The sequence below is a fragment of the Lysinibacillus sp. NPDC056232 genome, from assembly GCF_042267565.1.
In the GTDB taxonomy this organism is placed as follows: domain Bacteria; phylum Bacillota; class Bacilli; order Bacillales_A; family Planococcaceae; genus Lysinibacillus.
Genome location: NZ_JBHJTF010000010.1, coordinates 79,294 through 100,317, shown reverse-complemented (window position 1 = coordinate 100,317; position 21,024 = coordinate 79,294). Strand labels below are relative to the sequence as shown.

The 21,024-nt window shown below is 37.7% G+C and carries 20 protein-coding genes; 15 read left to right on the top strand and 5 right to left on the bottom strand.

The window, feature by feature from the left end; translation table 11 throughout:
• Positions 1–68 precede the first annotated feature (68 nt).
• The 10 genes from ACFCYJ_RS10230 to ACFCYJ_RS10185 all read left to right on the top strand — a co-directional run bounded on the left by ACFCYJ_RS10230 (position 69) and on the right by ACFCYJ_RS10185 (position 9,895).
• Entirely contained in the window at positions 69–1,244 is a 1,176-nt protein-coding gene (locus ACFCYJ_RS10230) for a GNAT family N-acetyltransferase (protein ID WP_376073823.1), read from the top strand.
• A gap of 288 nt (positions 1,245–1,532) precedes the next feature.
• Complete coding sequence (locus ACFCYJ_RS10225; protein WP_323647521.1) at positions 1,533–1,841, top strand: PTS sugar transporter subunit IIB; 309 nt, start codon at positions 1,533–1,535, stop codon at positions 1,839–1,841.
• Positions 1,842–1,854: 13 nt separating this feature from the next.
• The gene (locus ACFCYJ_RS10220) at positions 1,855–2,175 is read left to right on the top strand and encodes a PTS lactose/cellobiose transporter subunit IIA (RefSeq protein WP_376073821.1); all 321 of its coding nucleotides are present in this window, start codon (positions 1,855–1,857) and stop codon (positions 2,173–2,175) included.
• A 45-nt stretch (positions 2,176–2,220) separates the two neighbouring features.
• Complete coding sequence (locus ACFCYJ_RS10215; protein WP_376073819.1) at positions 2,221–3,549, top strand: PTS sugar transporter subunit IIC; 1,329 nt, start codon at positions 2,221–2,223, stop codon at positions 3,547–3,549.
• 26 nt (positions 3,550–3,575) lie between these two features.
• Positions 3,576–4,658 (top strand): DUF871 domain-containing protein, encoded by a 1,083-nt coding sequence (locus tag ACFCYJ_RS10210; RefSeq protein ID WP_376073818.1) that lies wholly within the window; start codon positions 3,576–3,578, stop codon positions 4,656–4,658.
• 132 nt (positions 4,659–4,790) lie between these two features.
• Positions 4,791–5,765, top strand: coding sequence for an N-acetylglucosamine kinase (locus tag ACFCYJ_RS10205; RefSeq protein ID WP_376073816.1), 975 nt, complete (start codon positions 4,791–4,793; stop codon positions 5,763–5,765).
• A 661-nt stretch (positions 5,766–6,426) separates the two neighbouring features.
• The gene (locus ACFCYJ_RS10200) at positions 6,427–7,188 is read left to right on the top strand and encodes a tRNA threonylcarbamoyladenosine dehydratase (RefSeq protein ID WP_376073814.1); all 762 of its coding nucleotides are present in this window, start codon (positions 6,427–6,429) and stop codon (positions 7,186–7,188) included.
• 398 nt (positions 7,189–7,586) lie between these two features.
• Complete coding sequence (locus ACFCYJ_RS10195) at positions 7,587–7,973, top strand: hypothetical protein (RefSeq protein ID WP_376073812.1); 387 nt, start codon at positions 7,587–7,589, stop codon at positions 7,971–7,973.
• A 216-nt stretch (positions 7,974–8,189) separates the two neighbouring features.
• On the top strand, positions 8,190–8,708 hold the full coding sequence (locus ACFCYJ_RS10190; protein ID WP_376073810.1) for a hypothetical protein: 519 nt from the start codon (positions 8,190–8,192) through the stop codon (positions 8,706–8,708).
• A 476-nt stretch (positions 8,709–9,184) separates the two neighbouring features.
• Positions 9,185–9,895, top strand: coding sequence for a hypothetical protein (locus ACFCYJ_RS10185; protein WP_376073808.1), 711 nt, complete (start codon positions 9,185–9,187; stop codon positions 9,893–9,895).
• Positions 9,896–10,034: 139 nt separating this feature from the next.
• Here the strand turns inward: ACFCYJ_RS10185 and ACFCYJ_RS10180 are convergent, their stop codons facing one another.
• Entirely contained in the window at positions 10,035–11,324 is a 1,290-nt protein-coding gene (locus ACFCYJ_RS10180; RefSeq protein WP_376073806.1) for a replication-associated recombination protein A, read from the bottom strand.
• A gap of 224 nt (positions 11,325–11,548) precedes the next feature.
• Between ACFCYJ_RS10180 and cymR the strand changes: the two genes are divergently transcribed.
• The 4 genes from cymR to ACFCYJ_RS10160 all read left to right on the top strand — a co-directional run bounded on the left by cymR (position 11,549) and on the right by ACFCYJ_RS10160 (position 15,116).
• The gene (cymR, locus tag ACFCYJ_RS10175; RefSeq protein ID WP_053596201.1) at positions 11,549–11,968 is read left to right on the top strand and encodes a cysteine metabolism transcriptional regulator CymR; all 420 of its coding nucleotides are present in this window, start codon (positions 11,549–11,551) and stop codon (positions 11,966–11,968) included.
• Between the two features lie 79 nt (positions 11,969–12,047).
• On the top strand, positions 12,048–13,193 hold the full coding sequence (locus ACFCYJ_RS10170; RefSeq protein WP_376073803.1) for a cysteine desulfurase family protein: 1,146 nt from the start codon (positions 12,048–12,050) through the stop codon (positions 13,191–13,193).
• 56 nt (positions 13,194–13,249) lie between these two features.
• The gene (mnmA, locus tag ACFCYJ_RS10165; RefSeq protein ID WP_376073802.1) at positions 13,250–14,374 is read left to right on the top strand and encodes a tRNA 2-thiouridine(34) synthase MnmA; all 1,125 of its coding nucleotides are present in this window, start codon (positions 13,250–13,252) and stop codon (positions 14,372–14,374) included.
• A gap of 82 nt (positions 14,375–14,456) precedes the next feature.
• Positions 14,457–15,116 carry a tetratricopeptide repeat protein gene (locus ACFCYJ_RS10160; RefSeq protein ID WP_376073800.1) on the top strand — a complete coding sequence of 220 codons (660 nt, stop codon included), beginning with the start codon at positions 14,457–14,459 and terminating at the stop codon, positions 15,114–15,116.
• Between the two features lie 410 nt (positions 15,117–15,526).
• Here the strand turns inward: ACFCYJ_RS10160 and ACFCYJ_RS10155 are convergent, their stop codons facing one another.
• The 3 genes from ACFCYJ_RS10155 to hisA all read right to left on the bottom strand — a co-directional run bounded on the left by ACFCYJ_RS10155 (position 15,527) and on the right by hisA (position 17,727).
• Entirely contained in the window at positions 15,527–15,748 is a 222-nt protein-coding gene (locus ACFCYJ_RS10155) for a hypothetical protein (RefSeq protein ID WP_376073798.1), read from the bottom strand.
• Positions 15,749–15,995: 247 nt separating this feature from the next.
• The gene (locus ACFCYJ_RS10150; protein ID WP_376073797.1) at positions 15,996–16,739 is read right to left on the bottom strand and encodes a GTP pyrophosphokinase; all 744 of its coding nucleotides are present in this window, start codon (positions 16,737–16,739) and stop codon (positions 15,996–15,998) included.
• 220 nt (positions 16,740–16,959) lie between these two features.
• Entirely contained in the window at positions 16,960–17,727 is a 768-nt protein-coding gene (hisA, locus tag ACFCYJ_RS10145) for a phosphoribosylformimino-5-aminoimidazole carboxamide ribotide isomerase (RefSeq protein ID WP_376073796.1), read from the bottom strand.
• A gap of 222 nt (positions 17,728–17,949) precedes the next feature.
• Here hisA and recD2 point away from each other — a divergent pair, with 222 nt between their 5' ends.
• Positions 17,950–20,382 carry an SF1B family DNA helicase RecD2 gene (recD2, locus tag ACFCYJ_RS10140; protein ID WP_376073794.1) on the top strand — a complete coding sequence of 811 codons (2,433 nt, stop codon included), beginning with the start codon at positions 17,950–17,952 and terminating at the stop codon, positions 20,380–20,382.
• 131 nt (positions 20,383–20,513) lie between these two features.
• On the opposite strand, the gene ACFCYJ_RS10135 is transcribed toward recD2, so the two are convergent.
• Positions 20,514–20,702, bottom strand: coding sequence for a hypothetical protein (locus ACFCYJ_RS10135; protein WP_376073792.1), 189 nt, complete (start codon positions 20,700–20,702; stop codon positions 20,514–20,516).
• Positions 20,703–21,024 lie beyond the last annotated feature (322 nt).

Below are 21,024 nucleotides of genomic sequence, written 5' to 3'. Positions count from 1 at the left end.
ATAAAAGGCATTGCTGTATCTCAGGGGCTTGCGGGAATATTCAGTGTTGGAAGGAGGTGATTTTGCATATGGAAATAAAAATAATTCCACCAGAAGATTATAAGCAGGTACATCAATTAAGAGATTATTGTTTTCCTAGTAAGTATACTGATGCGCAGCGAGATGATTTTCATTATTGGGTTGAGCATAGCACAACATTGGGTGCTTACGATGAACATAAAGTAGTTGGACAGCTATTAATATTGCCACTTAATATGACAATCCATGGTAAAAATTATGATATGGGCGGAATTGGCTTTGTTGCAACCTATCCTGAGTATCGGCAGCAAGGGATTATCAAAAAGCTTATGACAGAGGCACTAAAGAAAATGCGAGAGAATGGGCAAAGTATTTCTGTGTTAGCACCATTTTCTGTGTCCTTTTATCGTTATTTTGGATGGGAATTATTTTTTGAGAAGCTATATTACACGATTCCACAATCGATGTTTCCTTCTTTCGGAAAGCAGTTGGACGTAGTAAAACGTATGAGCTTTGAATGGCCAGATCGTGATCTTTTTCAGGTGATTAAGGATTTTTATAATGCACAGGCACTTTTCCATAATGGAAGTATGCTACGAGATGATGCTTGGTGGAACAGAATAGAGAGAAGGATGCCTGATAGTCATTTGGCGGCCTATTTTAAGGCTGATCAAATTGCAGGTTATATTCGTTATATCATTCGGGATGAAACGTTTGAGATTCATGATTTTATAGCTGAAGATTTACAAGCAGAACAAGCAATTTGGCGTTTTATAACGTCGCATGCGGCGAGTGTAAATAGCATCAAAGGAGTTACTTCTAACAACCATCAATTTGGCTTCTATTTTAAAGAACCACAGTTTAAAAAGGAAGTCGTTCAAGATGTAATGGTAAGGATAGTTGACGCTATGAGGTTTATGCAACATTATCCGTGGGGCGATATTCAGGAACCGTTATATATTCAAATTGAAGATGCGTTTTGTAGTTGGAATGAACACGTATATCAAATAAATAAAAGTGGGGATGTCTCAATAATTGAGACTAATTCTATCCCAGAAATGCATATGTTAACATTACCAATTAATCTTTTTTCAGCGATGATGGTTGGCTATTTTTCTGTAAAGGATGCACTTTTGTATGCAAATAAACATTTGACTGAAGATATGATTAGTCGATGGCAGCTTGCATTACCTTCTAAAAAACCAGCATTTTATGAATACTTTTAAGAAAAGCGTTCATGAATGAATAACTATCGATCGGTTTGTTCTGAAAATTTAAATTTTTTAAACTTTTTTCTGGACTATACCACTTAAATGAATCCTTTCAGTAGTCTGTAACAACGATATAGCCCAGTTTTCAAAACTGTTTTTTAAGGAAGAAAATAGTGTAAAAAGGATATTGTGGTATATACCAATAGGTGCTATTCTCAACATAAGAAAGCGATTTCATAATTCGAAATTTAACAATTATAGTCGCTAGAAAGACAATCTTAAATCGCGAAAAGGAGTGTTTAGATGAAGAACATTATGCTAGTGTGTGTAGCTGGAATGAGTACTAGTTTGCTAGTGTCGAAAATGCAAAAAGCAGCACAAGAACAAAATATTGAGGCGGATATTTATGCGATTGCTGAAAGCGAGGTCGACAAAATATTAGCTACTAAAATGGCGGACGTATTGCTACTGGGTCCGCAAGTCCGTTACTTAAAAGGAACATTTGAAACAAAATACAAGGAAAATTTCCCGATTGATGTCATTAACATGATGGATTACGGCATGATGAATGGCGAAAATGTTTTAAAGCAGGCATTAAAGTTGATTGGTTAAGGGGGCTACGGCAATGGAAGAAACAGTTTTGATGGAATCCATTATGGGACTGATTGTGCACAGTGGTAATACGAAAAGTGAGTGTATGGAGGCTATCCAGCTAGCAAAAAATGGGCAGATTCAGGAAGCAAAGGAAAAAATACAGCTAGCCAATGATGCATTGATTGAAGCGCATCATTCTCAGACGGCTTTACTGTCACAAGAGGCAAGGGGAGAAAAAGTAGAGGTGTCAATGCTGTTAATTCACGCACAGGATCATTTAATGAATGCCATTACGTTTCGTGATTTAGCATCTGAAATGATTGAGTTGTATGAACGAATCAAAGGGGAGTAGCATCAAGCCTTGATGTCACAATAAAAAGTAAAGGGAGTGTGTGAAATGTTCCGTTTTTTAGAAGAAAAATTTGTGCCGGTTGCAGCTAGGGTTGGGAATCAGCGTCATTTAGTTGCCATTCGAGATGGTTTTATTACAATCATGCCATTGACAATTGTTGGATCACTTGCGGTACTTGTTAATAATTTGCCTATCAAATTTTATCAAAATGCACTTGATGCTATCTGGAAGCATGAAACTTGGACACAGTGGGGCGGGAATATTTGGAACTCGACATTTGGAATTCTCTCGCTATTACTAGCCTTTACAATTGCTTATAATCTTGCTAAAAGCTATGAAAAGGATGGACTTTCAGCCGGTGTCATCAGCCTTTCCAGTTATATGACGTTTGGAACCTTTGGTGAAGGTGGATTAACAGGGTTAACAACAGGTACAGGTGGTTTGTTTATAGCCATTATTGTTGCTTTGCTGTCAACTGAAGTATTTTGTAGATTGGCTGGCAACCCTAAGCTACTAATAAAAATGCCGAATGGTGTACCGCCAGCTGTTTCAAAATCATTCGCTGCATTATTACCTGCTATTATTACAATTGGTTTATTTGCTCTAGTTCGTACAATTATTTCGGCAGGCTTTGATATTCCTGATATTGTCGGTTCATTCTACTCAGCGATTCAAGAGCCGTTTATGGGCTTAACGAATACATGGGTTGCGGCTTTAGTTTTAGCATTCATTCCTACGTTTTTATGGACATTAGGCGTTCATGGTGCTAATATAATCGAACCATTTATGCAAACAATAAATTTACCAGCGATTGAAGCGAATGTAAGAGCAATTTCATCTGGTGAAGTAGCGCCATACATCGTTAATAAACCATTCTTTGATGCCTTCATCAATATGGGTGGTTCTGGTACGACAATAGCACTTATTATTGCTATTTTCATTATCGCTAGAAAGAATAAACAATATAATACCGTTGGAAAATTGTCGGCAGCACCAGGTCTTTTCAATATTAATGAACCATTACTTTTCGGTCTTCCAATTGTGTTAAACCCAGTGTTATTTGTACCGTTTATTTTGACACCAATGATTAACGTAACAATTGCTTTCTTTGCAACAAAGTGGGGCTTTGTACCGGCAGCTACAGTTTCACCACCGTGGACAACGCCACCGATTATTAATGGATTCTTAGCGACTCAATCTTGGCAAGGAGCTGTACTTAGTCTTGTTTTACTGATCGTCGCAGTGTGTATTTATTTACCGTTTATTTCGATGGCAAACCGTATCGCAAAGCAGAATGAACAACGAGAGGCTGAATCAGAATCTCAAAACGAACAGCGTGTTTCAGAATTAGAAAATCAAAAAGTAGAAGTGTAATTGTGAACTAATGGAGGTATTAGCAATTGAGAAGATTAGGGATTTCACTATATCCTCAGCATAGTACACTAGAAGATATGAAGCGGTATGTTCAACTCGCTCATGACAATGGTTTTGATCGAATATTTACATGTCTAATGTCGTTAAATAACGATCAGGAACGACAAAAATTACAGCAAATCAATAAATTTGCGCAGCAGCTTGGCTTTGAAATTTCAGCTGATATTGCACCAGCTGTTTTTGAAGATTTAGGCTTAACGTATAAAGATATTGGGTACTTTAAAGAGCATTATCATTTAGCGGCATTGCGCTTAGATATGGGTTTTTCTGGCCAGGAAGAAGCGTTTATGTCCCTCGATGCAAGCAATTTAAAAATAGAGTTAAATATTAGTAACGGTACTAAATATGTAGAAAATATATTATCCTATCAACCGAATAAAGATAATATTATTGGCTGTCATAATTTTTATCCAAGACGTTTCACAGGTTTATCACGTCAACATTTTTTACAAACATCTCAACAATTTAAAGCGAATCATATTCGAACAGCAGCAATGATTTCATCTCAGCATGCTATGTTTGGACCTTGGGAAGAAACCGAGCATGGCTTACCAACATTAGAAGAGCATCGTCATCTGCCAATTACAGTGCAAGCGAAGGATTTATGGCACACTGGTTTAATAGATGATTGTATTATCGGCAATATGTATGCTTCTGAGGAAGAAATACGTGCATTAGGCCAATTAAATCGCCATAAGCTAGAGCTGAAGGTTGAGCAGTCTGTTGAAACGTCTGTTTTAGAAGAAGCAATCCTTTTTAAGGAGCCACATTTTAATCGTGGCGATGTTTCGGATTATGTAATCCGTAGTACACAATCTCGTGTTAAATATAAAAATGGTGACTTCCCTGCCCATGATAGCCACCCATTAAAATTGGGGGATGTGACTATCGATAATAATTTAGATGTACGTTATAAGGGTGAGCTTCAAATTGTTTTAAAGGAAATGCCGAATGCCGGATCAACAAATGTTGTGGCAAGAGTTGTTGAAGAAGAGCAATTCTTATTAGTAAATATTCAGCCATGGGCATCATTTGGCTTTACAAAATGATTACAGAAGAAGGGGTTAAGCCATTAGTTGATAGTGCTTAATCCCTTTTTTATCTTTATTAAGCAATGTTTTCTGTAGTGACAACTACAATTAAGCCAGGGCGAAATTGACTGGGAAGAAAGGAGCAAAGAAATGTATGTATTAGCGATTGATGGTGGTGGAACGAAAACGTCAGCAGTGATTTGTGATGAACTAGGCAATATTTATGCAAAAGTAGTAACGACTCGGAGTAACCCTACAGCAATGGATATACAATATTTTCAGTCAACGATTCATGAGATACTGCAAAATTTACAACAACAAAATCCGCAAGTATTTGCAGCTATCGATAGTTGTTTTGCCGGCATGGCTGGGGTAAAGGAGCTACAGGCAGAAGAAGTTGTAGAAACGATAGTACACCAATACGTTCCTAAAACAGCACATGTTTTTGTTGATAATGATGCTTTAATTGCACTTTATGCAGGCACACTTGGGCAGGCGGGTATTGTGCAAATTGCAGGGACAGGCGCTATTACAATGGGCTACGATCGTGAGCAACATTTTCATAGAGTAGGGGGCTGGGGTTATCTATTTGATGATGAGGGCAGTGGCTATGATTTAGGGGTTCAAGTGCTGAAGGCTATTTTTCAAAGCTATGATGGACGAGGAGATCCGACAGGTTTGACAGATGTTGTATTGCGTTATTTTTCTGTGGAAAATGTACCACAATTAATTGAGTGTATATATGGAGCGGAGCATCCTCGGACAGTGATTGCACCGTTAAGTAAATATGTTTTTGAGGTGGCAGAAAAAGGAGATCGTGTCGCTATAAAGATCATTGAGGGTGCTTGTAAGAAATATTATGTGGCGATTAAAGCATGTTACGCTCATATGACTTGGGAGGAAGGGAAAGTACCTGTTGTATTAGTGGGTGGCGTTTTTACTAATGAAGCATATTTTTTACCGGAATTACAGCGATTTGCACAAGCAGATGGGATACCATTGCAATTTATGGCGCCAGTCTTACAACCAATTGGTGGGGCAGTGATTGCAGCCTTCAAGCAAATAAACGTTCAGCTCGATTCAGATTTTGCGGATTCTTTCACCCATAATTATGAACAGGAATGAAAGTGATGTGATGAAAGGCAATTGAATTACACTTTATTCAATTGCCCTAAAATTTCGACTTCAAGCTTTAAACAGTGTGAACGTATAGATTTTGATGGATCTTACATACATAAAAAGTATTTTAACTTCTTTCAGCGGATGTCCAAACATCCGCTGAAATAGAGGAACTCAGTCTAAGAAAGCCACGTCCTGTGGAATTACCGAAATGACCGACATCGTGTCGGCCCTCGTGTTGTTGCCGCTACGTTAGCACTGCGCTTTCGCACAAAAAACATCTGCTGCTGCCGCTACGCTTTCGCGCAAAAAACATCTGCAGGCCTAAGCACAAAGCCGATTCCGGACGCAAATATGCCGAGGCATAATTGATTTAGTAGGAATACTTAATTTTTTTAGTTATAATTTTTACTTGATGAATATCGTGATAAAATGTAAGATAAGTTTGATTTTATCTTAGTATATAACTAGGTTTACTAATAAAGTGATCAGTGGAAGGTCTTTATCTACCGCTGATTATTAATGTTCACTAATAGGGCTTTAATGGGCAGATAATCGCACTTAACTTTTTTGGTAACACTAAATGTTGAGGTGGGAGTCTTGTACCTACAAATAAATTACTGCCCATTAAAGCGGAATCAAAATTCAATAGACGGAGAGTGTAAGGATGTTACATCAATTTTCACGTAATGAGCTCGCAATAGGAGCAGAGGGACTCGAAAAATTAAAAAATACAACAGTAGCCATTCTTGGTGTAGGCGGTGTAGGTTCATTTGCTGCTGAGGCATGTGCACGAAGTGGTATTGGCCGCATTATTTTGGTGGATAAGGATAATGTAGATATTACGAATGTTAATCGTCAATTAGTTGCCTATCTTTCAACGGTAGGAAAATCTAAGTCAGGTGTCATGAAAGAGCGTATTGCTGATATTAATCCAGCGTGTGAAGTAATTGATATGCACATGTTTTACACGGAGGAAACATATGAGCAATTTTTCGCACAAGGCATAGATTATGTTATTGATGCAAGTGACACAGTGATGTATAAAATTCATCTTATGAAGGAATGTCTAAAACGTAACATACCGATTATTTCTAGTATGGGTGCAGCCAATAAAATGGATCCTACTCGTTTCAAAATTGCGGATATTTCCAAAACACATACGGACCCATTGGCTAAAATAATCCGTACGAAATTACGGAAGGATGGTATTCATAAAGGCGTAACGGTTGTGTTCTCGGATGAGAGTCCTATTGTAGTTCGGCCAGATGTTGTGGAGCATGTCGGAAAACCGGATGCAGCTATTCGTAAAGCAAAAATGCCTCCATCTTCCAATGCCTTCGTTCCTTCAGTGGCTGGCTTAATAGCAGCAAGCTGGGTAGTGAATACAATCGTAAAGGATATAAAAATTACACGTGTACAAGGCTAATACACCTTTGAAAAATCTGTGTGTCGATAAATTTAAAAAGTTGGACGATAAATTCAAAATCTTCATCGATAAATTAACAATATCTATCGATAAACTCAAATAATTTCTCGGTAAAAATAAAAAGGGTATCCCCAGAAGAATCAGCGGCCGCCACCATTAAAGCGCCCAGACGGGAAGAAAATCACCATCAGTTATGGTGATGAGCCAATTTATGGAAGTAGCTGTCTCATTTAAGACAGCTGCTTTTTATATGTTACAATAGGAGCGTTGTAAAAAAAAGGATCTAAGATATTTGCCAGGTAATTAATGAGGGAGAGACAGACGCCTGAACGTGAGGGCAGCTTCACATTATGACGCCTCCAATATTTGCTGTAGAACCTAAAAGGAGGCGTTTTATAATGGAGCAAATCTATCAAATGGAATATAGAGGCTTAAATCTATTCGATGAAATTAGCACAGTAGAATTAGCTATTGATGAAGAAGGGCAAACAATACACATTTTTGATGTTGGCCAGGTTGTTAGCCCTATTTTTAATTTTGATGTGTCGGCTTACGAGCTATCAGATGGTTTTTACAAAATGGCGGATATACTCCGACATAAACGTATATTGACAAATCAACAGCCAGGTAATGAACTAACACTTAGTGAGTGGTTAATTACAAATACGGCCTATTTTTATATACCGCAAAAAAGAATAAAAAAATATGCGCAAGGAAGTATAATAGAAATTATTGATCGAACGAAAGAGCGATCTTTATTTGATGATTATGTTCAAAAAACATAATTTTACCAAAATAGTTCGCCTAAGGTGTTCAAAATGCTATTAATTCACGAAATTGCCTTATTTTTTTCATGTGACCACTTCTCTATTTGGTTTATTGCTATAATTTGAATAAATTCCAATAGATAATAGATCAGTTTGTTTGGAATGTACAGAACTACTTAAGGAAGTAGGAATGACGTTTAGAAAACAAATGAGAACACATCGGAGAGTGGTAAAATGGAAATTCAAGTAATTCGTGATCATTTAGATATTGTAAAACTTCAGCAGAAAATGAATGATATTGTATTTGACTATTTGGATACATCTAATAATTATCCAAAGGCTATGAGAGCACTAAATCCTTTATATACACAAGTTACAACATTTTATAAAGAGTATTTAGACAATAGAGCGGGTGAATTACCAAGTGCCAATACATATTGGCATTTGTTTATAGATTGTTGTGCAAAGCTTTGCTACTTTTTAGCGGCATCAACTTATTATTCATCCAATGAGTTACAAAAAACACCTGAAAAAGTTGAGCAATTATTAACGATTGCAGCCTATTCTTTACCTAGTATTGACCAGGAAGAGAATGAACAATTATTATCAGCGATTTTCGCACTTTACAGTGAAGTCGTAAAAGATGAAGAGAAAACCATATCACTACGAAATGCAGTACTTGAACAAAAAGGTGCTGTCAAACAATGCTTGCAGCAATTTAAAGTATTTGTTGATCATGAGTTTACGGTATAATTTACGAGTGATTTATCATCACTTTCAGAAAATAGAATAACAGTTTAGAATCTGCTTACTTTTTGCGGTTAATCCACCAATCCTTACAGCAATCTACTTTGCGAGGGATGATTGGGTTTCCGACTCTTAAAGTTTTGCAGATTTTTTTGTTAATGTTTATAGATTATTAAGAGAAGAATGGTATAGTAGTGCTGAAATTTTGTTGTATGAAAATAAAAAAAGGACTTTTTTCTTAAAAGGTATTTATAAATTTTTGTCGAAATATAGTTAAAAAATTGAAAATCTATGTGTAAGATTTATGGCTCATCATCGATTGTTAAAACGTATACTATGTACAAGTTGATTGGAGTACCGATTGCAACGGAAATCAACCCTACGTTATGGTGGTGATTAAGGTTTATTACATACTGAAAGAAGTTAAAGCCTCCGGCGGACGCAATTATGCCGAGGCATAATTGATTGAAGGGGGACGTTCGATGTTAATAAACGGTATCGAAATCGATTTGGAGAAATTAGAAAAACCACTCTTATTAGTAAGTGAGGATGAGGAGTTTTTATTTCTACAGCTTATACAACCAACACTTGAATATGAGCTTATTCAATGTCAACTAGCTCTCTCGACAAGAAAATCCATCTCATTAGTTAGAGATTTTTGGTTGGCATTGTATAAAGGTCAAGAAAAATTATATATCAACAGTGGACATGCGCTTCTGTACCCAATTCGTTCAATCATATTCGAACTGGTAACACAAGCTGAGTACTTTAAACGTTTGTCGAAAAAATCTTTTGAAGATGAATGTCTGTCACTTATTTATGCCGTTGTTCTAGTACAATTTGTCTTACGGTGGATAAAGGAACGGTTTAGTGATAACAAGGAAGTTAATGAAGCATTAAAATTATTATATAGAACTACAGATGATAATGAGGATGATCAAACCTCTCCGTCAAGGGAGCAATCGATCGGTCAAGCGATTGCTGTAAAAGCAATTCGCTTTGAAGTACGGGAAAACTCTCAGGAATTTGCTAGTCTACTCTATCAGACCTACAATTTTCTTCATTATTTACATGATATTGAAAAAGAACAGAAAGAAACGACTAAATTATCATCAATGAGAAATGTGGAAGACGTATTGAACCGATTTTACAATAAGCGCTATACAACAAATAAGGCTACCTTTACAGGATGATTGCTTAACACTTTGTCCTGTTTATTAGGGGGAGTAATAAGATAAAAAAATAAGGCGCTTCTAGTTCAGATTGAAGTGCCCTACTTTCATGAAAAAATAGTATATTATGATTTTCAGTGAAGCTAATCTAGAAACGATATTACTTTTCATCCTTATGAAAAGATTTAAGCTTTTCGTAGATTCCTGCCATTCGTTTTTCTTCACCTGCAATAACAGGTTTATAAAATTCTGTGCCCACTAGCTCATCAGGTAAATATTGCTGGTCGACCCAGCCGCCAAATGTGCCGATAGGGCTGTTGTGGGGATATTGATAGCCTACATGACCTAAATCTTTTGCTCCTTCATAATGAGCATCGCGTAGGTGATGCGGAATATCGCCAGTTTTTCCTTCATGAATGCTGGCAATGGCGGCATCAATGGCTGCAATTGCAGAATTAGATTTTGATGCAAGGCACATTTCAATAACAGCACTTGCAAGCGGAATACGTGCCTCGGGTAGCCCTAAACGTTCTGCTGCTTGTACAGCCGCGAGCATATGCGGCCCTACATCAGGATTGGCAAGGCCTATATCTTCATAAGCCATAACAAGTAAGCGTCGACTAACAGCTACTAAATCACCTATTTCCAATAAATGAGCTAAATAAAACAAAGCTGCATTCGTATCACTTCCACGAACAGATTTTTGCAATGCGGATAGCAAATTATAAAAATGGGATCCTTTTTTATCACCATAAACACCAATTCTACCGATAAGATGCTTAAGGATATGATCAGCAGCAACTGTTCGACCGTCCACTTCATCACTTGCATAATAAATCGATTCAAGCAAAGTTAAGGCCTTCCGAGCGTCACCATTAGCTGCTTCAGCAATTTGTTCAATTTGATGATCTGTTAAGACAAAATGATGTTTCCCTAGTCCGCGTTTATCATCAGAAAGTGCTTTGTTTATAAGTTCGATTATATTTTCTTTCGTTAAACGTTGAAGTTGGTATATTTCTCCGCAACGTGAGCGGATAGCGGGATTTACATCATGGTATGGATTTTCCGTCGTAGCTCCAATTAACACGATGGAGCCGTTTTCTACATGTGGCAACAAAGCATCCTGCTGTAATTTGTTAAAACGATGAATTTCATCCAAAAAAAAGAGGACTTTCCCTGAGATTCTAGCTTCCTGTACAATATCCTCAACATCCTTTTTACCTGCGCGAGTAGCATTAAGCGCGAAAAAGGGAAGGTTCGAGCTTCCTGCTATGGCATTCGCTATTGACGTTTTGCCGATACCTGGTTCACCAAATAGCAGCATGGATGGAACATGCTCATTTTGAATCATTTTATAAAGAGCGGTATTAGGACCGATAAAATCTTGGTGTCCTACAATCTCATCAAGGGTTAAAGGACGCATGCGATAAGCGAGTGGTTCATTATGCATTGAAAATTCCCCCTTTCAACTGTTTCATTGATTTTCAACTTTTTTTAGCGGGCTAAATGTTTATTTGTGCTTATAATGAAGCATTACATAGTATTTTGCCTAACTATACTAAGGCGCAAGTAATAGTATATCATAACCTCCCGAGAGTATTTCCGAGTTTTGCGAGAGGAGATTATGTTATACTGTTGGTAGTATTTTTGACTAGACTATTTGAGGGTGATAAAATGAAAATTTCTACAAAGGGCCGTTATGGTCTAACGATTATGATTGAATTAGCAAAGCATTATGGGGAAGGACCTATTCCACTACGCAAAATCGCTGCTGAAAAGGAGCTTTCTGAGGCATACTTAGAGCAGTTGGTTTCACCATTACGTAATTCTGGCTTAGTGAAAAGTGTACGCGGTGCATATGGTGGGTATATGCTTGCAAATCCACCAAGTGAAATTTCGGCGGCTAATGTTATTAGTGTGTTAGAGGGTCCAATTCAACCAGTAGAAGGTATTGAAAATGAAGAAGCACCTCAGCGAGAGTTATGGCTCCGCATTCGTGATGCGGTGAAAAATGTATTAGATACAACGTCAATTGAGGATTTAGCACAATATACGGAGGAAAATGTAGCGGAAGGCTATATGTTCTATATTTAAAATTAGGCTAAAGCACAGCTCCTTGCCCTGTGGCATGGAGACGAATCTTTAGCGCTTTTCGTACAAAGGAGTTTTCAACATGAATTCATATATTTATCTCGATCATGCTGCGTCTTCACCAATGAATGACAAAGTAATAAACGCTATGACTACAGCAATGCAACAAGTTTATGGAAATGCATCAAGTATTCATGGGATAGGTCGAGAGGCGCGCAAATATTTAGATGATGCACGTGAAATACTTGCCAAATCAATTGGTGCTCAACCAGGGGAAATTATTATAACAAGTGGCGGAACAGAGGCGGATAATACGGCTATTTTTGGCACTGTTTATGCACGGGCTGCTGAAGGGAAGCATATCATTACCACACAAATTGAACATCACGCGGTTTTACATACTTGTGAAAAGCTTGAGCGAGATGGCTTTAATGTGACCTATTTGCCGGTGGATGAAAAGGGACATGTTTCTGTAGAAGACGTGCGAAATGCATTGCGTGAGGATACAATTTTAGTAACGATTATGTACGGTAATAATGAAGTCGGTACAATTCAACCGATTGCCGAAATTGGTAACTTGCTACGCGAACATAAAGCTGTTTTCCATACAGATGCTGTACAGGCATATGGTTTAGAGTCAATTAATGTTGCTGATTTACAGGTTGATTTGCTAAGTGTTTCCGCACATAAAATTAATGGGCCTAAAGGTATTGGTTTCCTATACCAAAAAGCAGGGACACCATTTACTAGTTATGCATTAGGTGGAGCACATGAGAAAAAACGTCGTGCAGGTACTGAAAATGTGCCCGCAGTGATTGGCTTTGCGACTGCAGTGCAAATTGCAAATGAGTTGCGAGAAGAAAAGCGAGTGCTATACAATCGCTTTAAGCAAATTATGCTGGATGTTTTCACGAAGGAAAATTTAGCATTTCATGTGAATGGAGAGTTAGAAAATACGCTCCCACACGTTTTAAATGTAAGTTTTTCTGGTATGGAAGTAGAGTCATTCCTTGTAAATCTTGATATGGCAGGTATTTGCGTATCTAGTGGTTCTGCATGCACTGCTGGCTCCATTGATCCATCACACGTGTTAGTTGCGATGTTTGGACAAGGGACAGAGGAATTACGTAACTCGATCCGCTTTAGCTTCGGCCAAGGTTTAATAGAAGCTGACGTACAACATGCTGCTGAAAAAACTGCGGCGATTGTGAAAAGACTCGCAAAATAATAATTTGCAAAAATTGTACATGTAATGGAATTTTGATAAAAGAAAAGGTGACCATAATGAAAGAAACACGTGACCCCTCACAAATTCGTGTTGTTGTCGGCATGTCAGGTGGGGTAGATTCTTCGGTTGCTGCATATTTACTAAAACAACAAGGATATGAAGTAATCGGGATATTTATGAAAAACTGGGATGATACAGACGAAAATGGCGTTTGTACAGCTACAGAAGACTATGATGATGTTATTAAAGTATGTAATCAAATCGGGATTCCGTACTATGCAGTGAATTTTGAAAAGCAATATTGGGATAAGGTTTTCACCTACTTTTTAGAAGAATATAAAGCAGGGCGCACGCCAAATCCTGATGTTATGTGTAATAAGGAAATTAAATTTAAAGCGTTTTTAGAGCATGCGATGGATCTTGGAGCTGATTATTTAGCGACGGGTCACTATGCTCGAGTTGATCGTAGTGGCGATGGCGAAGTTCAAATGCTTCGAGGCATAGACAATAATAAAGATCAAACGTATTTCTTAAACCAATTATCTCAGGAACAATTGTCGCATGTAATGTTCCCAATTGGACATATTGAGAAAAAGGAAGTCCGTAAAATTGCGGAGGAAGCTGGGTTAGCGACAGCGAAGAAAAAAGATTCAACAGGAATTTGCTTTATTGGAGAGCGTAATTTCAAAGAATTTTTAAGTCAATATTTACCAGCTCAACCAGGTAAGATGGAGACGATGGATGGTGTCGTAATGGGCCAACATGACGGATTAATGTACTATACACTCGGTCAACGTCATGGTCTTGGAATTGGTGGTGACGGGGAGCCTTGGTTCGTGTTAGGGAAAGATTTGGAGCGCAATGTGTTACTAGTTGGACAAGGTTTCAATAATGATTCGTTATTTTCAACTTCACTGACTGCTGTGAAAATGAACTATACTTCGACAAAAAAATTGCCCGGGAAATTTTCATGCACAGCAAAATTCCGTTATCGTCAAACAGATACACCAGTAGAAGTGGAAATTTTAGCGGATGGACGTACACATATTACGTTTGCTGAGCCAGTACGTGCGATTACACCTGGACAAGCTGTTGTACTATATGACGGTGAAGAATGTGTAGGTGGCGGTACAATCGACGAAGTCTTTAAAAATAATGAAAAACTAACATATGTAGGTTAATTTGCGCAAAGACTGCTTATACTCTTTCCTAAAGCGTATAGAATTTAGGCAGTCTTTCGCTACATAGAGGTGAAGAAAAACAATGGATTTTAACGAGCAAGGCATTCAGGCGTTTCAAGAAAAGCGCTACGAGGATGCTGCACAACTTTTTACACAAGCGATTGAAGAAGAGCCTGAAAACCCAATAGGTTATGTGAATTTCGGAAATCTCTTAGCAGTCTTAGAGGATACTGAACGAGCAGAACGCTTTTTTCAAAAAGCAATCACTGTCGATGAAACAGCAGCAACTGCTTATTATGGTTTAGCAAATTTATATTATAATGCGGAACGATATGCGGAAGCAGTAAAGCTTTATGAGCAAGCACTAAAACATAAAATTGAAGGCGCAGATGTGTATTATATGATGGGCAAATGCTTTGAACGAATGGAAAATTCGAAGCTTGCACTGCCATACTTACAACGAGCTTCAGAGCTTGCACCAGAAGATACACAAATTCGTCTAGCATATGCGATCGTGCTATGTGCATTAGAAATGTTTGAAGAAGGTAAAAGGGAATTAGATTATTTGATTGAACAGGATTGGAATAACGCAGATGCACATTATAATTTAGGTGTATTATATGCGGTATCTACTGAGCAAACAGAAAACGCTATGTACCACCTAAAACAAGCATTTACATTACAGCCAGAATACGACCAAGCACGTTATCTTTACGATATGATTGCACAGCGATTTAACTAATATAATTTAAAAGCTCTCAAAAATACTGAAAGGATGCCAAAATTACATTGGCATCCTTTCAAATTGTCTACAAGGGAACATATATTAAAGTGTATCAATAAGCAAAGGTTGATTTTCACTCCGAGTTGGCGCTTTCCGCGGGCTTGGCTGTAACTTCTTTCAACAGGTGTTTGGATAACCTGCTGGAAGAAGTTACAGCCTCCGGCGGATGTCACGGAATCGGAAAGGAGTTCTTTGTGCATGCACAAAGCCGATTCCGGACGCAATTATGCCGAGGCATAATTGATTCTCCTCGTCACTACGTTCCTGCAGGGCTTTCAGCGCAAGCTCATCCCGCAGGAGTCGCCACTCTCCGTGAAAAATCAACAACTCCTAAGCAAAAGTAGTATTATTATAAATAACATCCTATGCTAAATAATACATGCTAGGTGAATTGGTTGATCTTCGTTCCGGCTGGGCGACTCCTTGGGGATCAGCAATAGAGGAACGAAGACTAAAACCATCACATCCTGTGATAACGCCTTCGTGACCAACATCGTGCTGTTGCTGTCGCTACGTTGCACTACGCTTTCGCACAGACAAAAACACTTTGCTGACGCTTCGTTAGCACTACGCTTTCGCGCAAAAGACATCTGCTGGCCCGAGACCCTGGAGCGAAGCGGCTCATCGGACGCCCCCAGGAAGCTTTGCTCTGTGCGAAAGCGTAGCGACAGCAACAACAAATGTTTTCTGTAGCGAAAGCAAAGCGTCAGCTACAAAGCGCCCAGCCGGAACGGAAATCAACCCCTCGTTGTGCCGAAGAGTAATACTATTCATTTACGTAATAGGATTTCAACAAACTAAAAGGATGCCGAAACTAGTTCAGCATCCTTATTTATTTTAATCTTCATCATCCTCGGAAGGATCATCAAATGGTAGTTGATAGATATATTGTGCTAAATGTGCAATTGGAGTAGTTTCTAAAAATGATGATTCTGCTTCGTTCGCTTTTAAAATATTGATTTCTTCATTTAGTCGTTCCATTTTTCGATCGAGTTCAGCTACTTGAATGGCTGCCTCCTTCAATTCAAAACGGATATGTTCAGGTACTTCCTTGTTGTATTTGTAATAGATTTTATGTTCAAGGCTAGCCCAGAAGTCCATTGCAATTGTTCGAATTTGAATTTCGGCATATACCTTCTCCATACGATCAGACATAAAAATGGGGATTTTTATTATAAGATGCAAGCTTTGATAGCCATTTCCCTTTGGGGATGCAATATAATCCTTTACCTCCACAACTTCAATATCATTTTGTGCCTGTAACATTGCACTCACTTTATATATATCTTCTACAAAGGAGCATGTAATTCGGACGCCTGCGATATCACGAATGTTTTCACGAATTGCTTCAATAGATGGCTTAAGGTTCCTTTTCTTGACCTTCAATAATATACTTTTCGGTGATTTTACTCGAGTTGATAAATGCTCTATCGGGTTATATTCATGAATCAGTTTAAACTCTTCTTGTAAAATATTTATTTTCGTTTCAATTTCCTGCAAGGCAAATTTATAGGCTAAGAAGAAGCGTGTTAATTCTGTTTGTAAAGTTTGTATAGTAGTTGCTTCAAGTTCATTTTTCATACTTCATTAAATCCTTTCTATTAATAAATGTGCACACAACTAATAGTAGCTTTTCAAAACTAGCTACTATATAGAAATAAGTGCTCTGAATCTTATAGCGTTATTGTTTCATCTAGTTCAAATAAAAAAAGGGGAGTTTAGTCCCTATAGTAAATCAAACGATAATTTCAGCATTTAGTTTCATAAAAAGGAAAAATATAATCCATATTATAAAGTGACTTCACAATACCCCGCCTTGTTTGCAATAATCCACTACGTCTGAATAATGCAAATCTCCACCAAAAATTGAAAGAGCGCTACCGATTGTAACGTGAAGTCTACCATTTGCGATATTTTTAAATTTCTTTAAGTCGTCTAAAGATCGAACGCCACCAGCATATGTTGTTGGAATCGTTGTCCAAGAGGCTAAATCATGCACTAGGCTTTCCTGTATACCACCTTTTTTTCCTTCCACATCAACAGCGTGAATAAGTAGCTCATCACAGAAATTTTCGATAAATACAATAGACTCAGCATTTACTTCAAAATCACTAAACTTTGTCCATTTATCAGTAACAACAAACCATTTTCCATCGCGCATACGGCAGCTTAAATCAATGACAAGATGCTCTTTACCAATATTCTGTACTAATTGTTTGAGACGATCTAAATGGAGCTTACCATCATAGAAAATAAATGATGTAACAATAACATGAGTAGCTCCTGCATCAATATATTTTTTTGCATTTTCTGAGGTGATGCCGCCTCCTACCTGCAACCCTTGAGGATATGCTGCTAATGCTGCTAATGCGGCCTCTTCGTTTCCATCACCTAGCATAATGACGTGACCACCTGTTAATTGATCCTTGGCAAACATTTTTGCATAATAACTAGAGTCATGATTTGAAATATAGTTCTCGATAACTTCTTGATCGTTATGACCTAGTGTGCTGCCAACAATTTGTTTTACTTTGCCATCGTGTAAATCGATGCAAGGTCTAAATTCCATTAGCTTCACAATCCTTCCGTACAATAAATTCACCTATATCATAGCATGGAAAGGTTGATAATAACTGTGAATTATCAGTTATCGAAATATTCTTTCAGTGTTTTCGTAGCAAAAGTGATACGGCAGCTACAAAAATTTAGTGAATTCTCTTTTTAAACGATTTTTCAAGTTACGGTGTGGTAAAATATAATGATTGAAATGAACGGGAAAGGACGACCGAAAATGGCAGATAATCTTGATTTATTTGAACTAAATAAATTTTTTATACTCGGACGTCCAATCGTCTCTATCTTCCATAATGCGCAAAATATGTATTCGATAGTTCGTGTGAAAATTCAAGAGACCAACTTACAGTATGAAGATAAAGAAATAATAGTTGTTGGATATTTTCCGCCGCTACAAATGGATGAACAATATCGTTTTACAGGGTTATTGAAACAACATCCAAAATATGGTGTGCAATTTCAAATTGAGACATTTACAAAGGAAGTGCCAGCAACAGAGCAAGGAATTATTCATTACTTATCGAGTGATTTGTTTGTTGGAATCGGAAGAAAAACCGCTGAAACAATCGTAGAGAAACTAGGCGCAAATGCGTTACGTCTTATTTTAGAGGACCCAAATGCGCTTGATGCTGTACCTCGTTTATCTGCTGAAAAAAAAGAGGTTATCCATCGTACGATTGAACAAAATCTAGGCTTAGAACGTGTGATGATTCAACTTAATGAATGGGGTTTCGGACCACAGCTCGGCATGAAAATTTACCAAACATATCGCACAGAGGCAATTGAATTATTAACTGAAAATCCATATCGCCTAATTGAAGATGTAGAAGGTGTAGGTTTCTTTCGTGCGGATGAACTAGGTTCTAAATTGGGTATTACCGGCAATCATTCAGACCGTATTAAGGCGGCGATTCTACATACTCTCAATACTGCAGCATTATCGGATGGGCATGTGTATTTAGATGCAGAAAATGTTTTACCACTTGTAAAAGATATGCTTGAGCAAAGCCAACGAGAGGAAATTCCCTTTGAAATTATTTCTAAAGCTTGCATCGAATTGCGAGAGGAAAGTAAGATTTGCGGGGAAGAAACGAGACTCTATTTGCCATCTCTATATTTCTCAGAAGTAGGAATTGCATCAAAAATAGTAGGTTTAATCGAACGTAACAAGAAAGCTGAACATTTTAGTAAGGACGAAATACGTAAAGCGATAGGTGAAACAGAAGAGCTGCTCAATGTCACATATGCTGAAACACAAGCGAATGCTATTCAACAAGCGCTAAACTCAGCCGTTATGATTTTAACTGGTGGACCTGGTACAGGTAAAACAACTGTTGTTCGGGGTGTAGTAGAAGTGTATGCAAAGCTACACGGACTATCATTAAACCCGAAGGAATATGCACAAAAAGAAGAGCCATTTCCGATTATTTTATGTGCTCCAACAGGACGTGCGGCCAAGCGTTTATCGGAATCAACAGAGCTTCCCGCAATGACAATTCATCGATTGCTAGGTTTTACTGGTCAGGAAAAAGAGGAAGAAACTGAGCGTGAAGTTACAGGAAAACTCATTATTGTAGACGAAATGTCGATGGTCGATACTTGGCTCGCACATCAATTATTAAAATCCTTGCATGAGGATGTACAAGTTGTATTTGTTGGCGATCAAGATCAACTTCCGCCAGTAGGACCAGGACAGGTGTTAAAGGATTTGTTGGCTTCCGGGCAAATACCTACTGTGGAATTAACAGAGGTTTATCGACAAGCAGAGGGCTCAACTATTATTGAACTTGCTCACCAAATTAAACGTGGTAATATCACAAATGACTTAACGTTAAAAACGTCTGATCGTTCATTTATTAAAGCCTCATCAGATCAAGTAGCAAACGTTGTCACACAGGTTGTGAAAAGTGCGGTTACGAAAGGGCAAGAAATTCGAAATATCCAAGTGCTAGCACCAATGTACAAAGGTCCAGCAGGAATAGATAATTTAAATAAAATGATCCAGGAGCTTATTAATCCAAACGATACTGGTACTAGAAAAGAGCTCGTCTTTGGGGATGTCACATATCGTATAAAGGATAAAGTCTTACAACTTGTCAATCAACCAGAAAGTAATGTTTTTAATGGTGATATGGGTGAGGTAATCAGTATTATTAAGGCAAAGGAAACAATTGAGAAACAAGATTTGCTTGTTGTATCATTCGACGGTATTGAAGTAACTTATCAACGTACTGACCTCAATCAATTGACACTTGCCTACTGTTGTTCTATTCATAAATCGCAAGGCTCTGAGTTCCAAACGGTTATTATGCCGGTCGTACGAGGCTATTCTAAAATGTTGCGTCGTAATTTGTTATATACAGGTATTACGCGTGCAAAAAATTTCTTAATTTTATGTGGTGAGCCTGATGTGCTAGCTGATGGTTTGCAGCGTACGGATGATTTACAGCGCTTCACGTCTCTACGTGCAAGGCTCAATCCAATGGATATTGCAGAGGAAATTGTAGAATTAGAAACGATTCCATTAAACGAAGATTTACAAAATGAAAAACAAGCCATTGATTTCAAGCTAACGGTAGAAACGGAATCATATATCCATCCATTGATTGGAATGGACGGTATCTCGCCATATGATTACTTAGATAAGTAAAAGAGGATAGTATGAGGGGCAGAAAAAGTAATCAATAACAACATTCGACCAAATGGTCCTACCATATGCACAGTAAAATACAAAACCCGATCAATTCGAATTGATCGGGTTTTGTTGTGCGACCTTTTTGATTAGTGAATGCCAACTAAGTGATGTTTAACTACTTCATATGCTTGGCACACATTTTTAAATTGATCTTTTTCTTTGGCGATCATATCTGAAGCAATAGAAAATAAAAGATTTTCTTCATTATGGTCCTCCATTTTGCTCATTAAAGCAGCTTCCATTTGCGCCACGTACGAGATGATTTGTTTATTCATATATATTCTCCTTTAATAAAAAAGATGTTTTCGTTTTTAGTTTCGAAGCTATCTTACACCTGCATAAATAAAAAATCTAGAAATTCTGTACTAGTCGAAGGAGACTTTTTTGTGAATGTGTCGCAAAAATGAACTTGTTAAAAAAGTGCTGATTGAAACCGTTTTTCTCTAAAATAACTGAAAAATCGTGCAATGAAGGCAGTTTTTAACTGTATTTATAAAGTAGTACAGTTTGTAAATTATGAGGGGTTGCTATAATACAGCTTGCTGAAGCGGAACCTATTTTAGGGAATGTCATATACTAAATAAGTATAAAAAACAT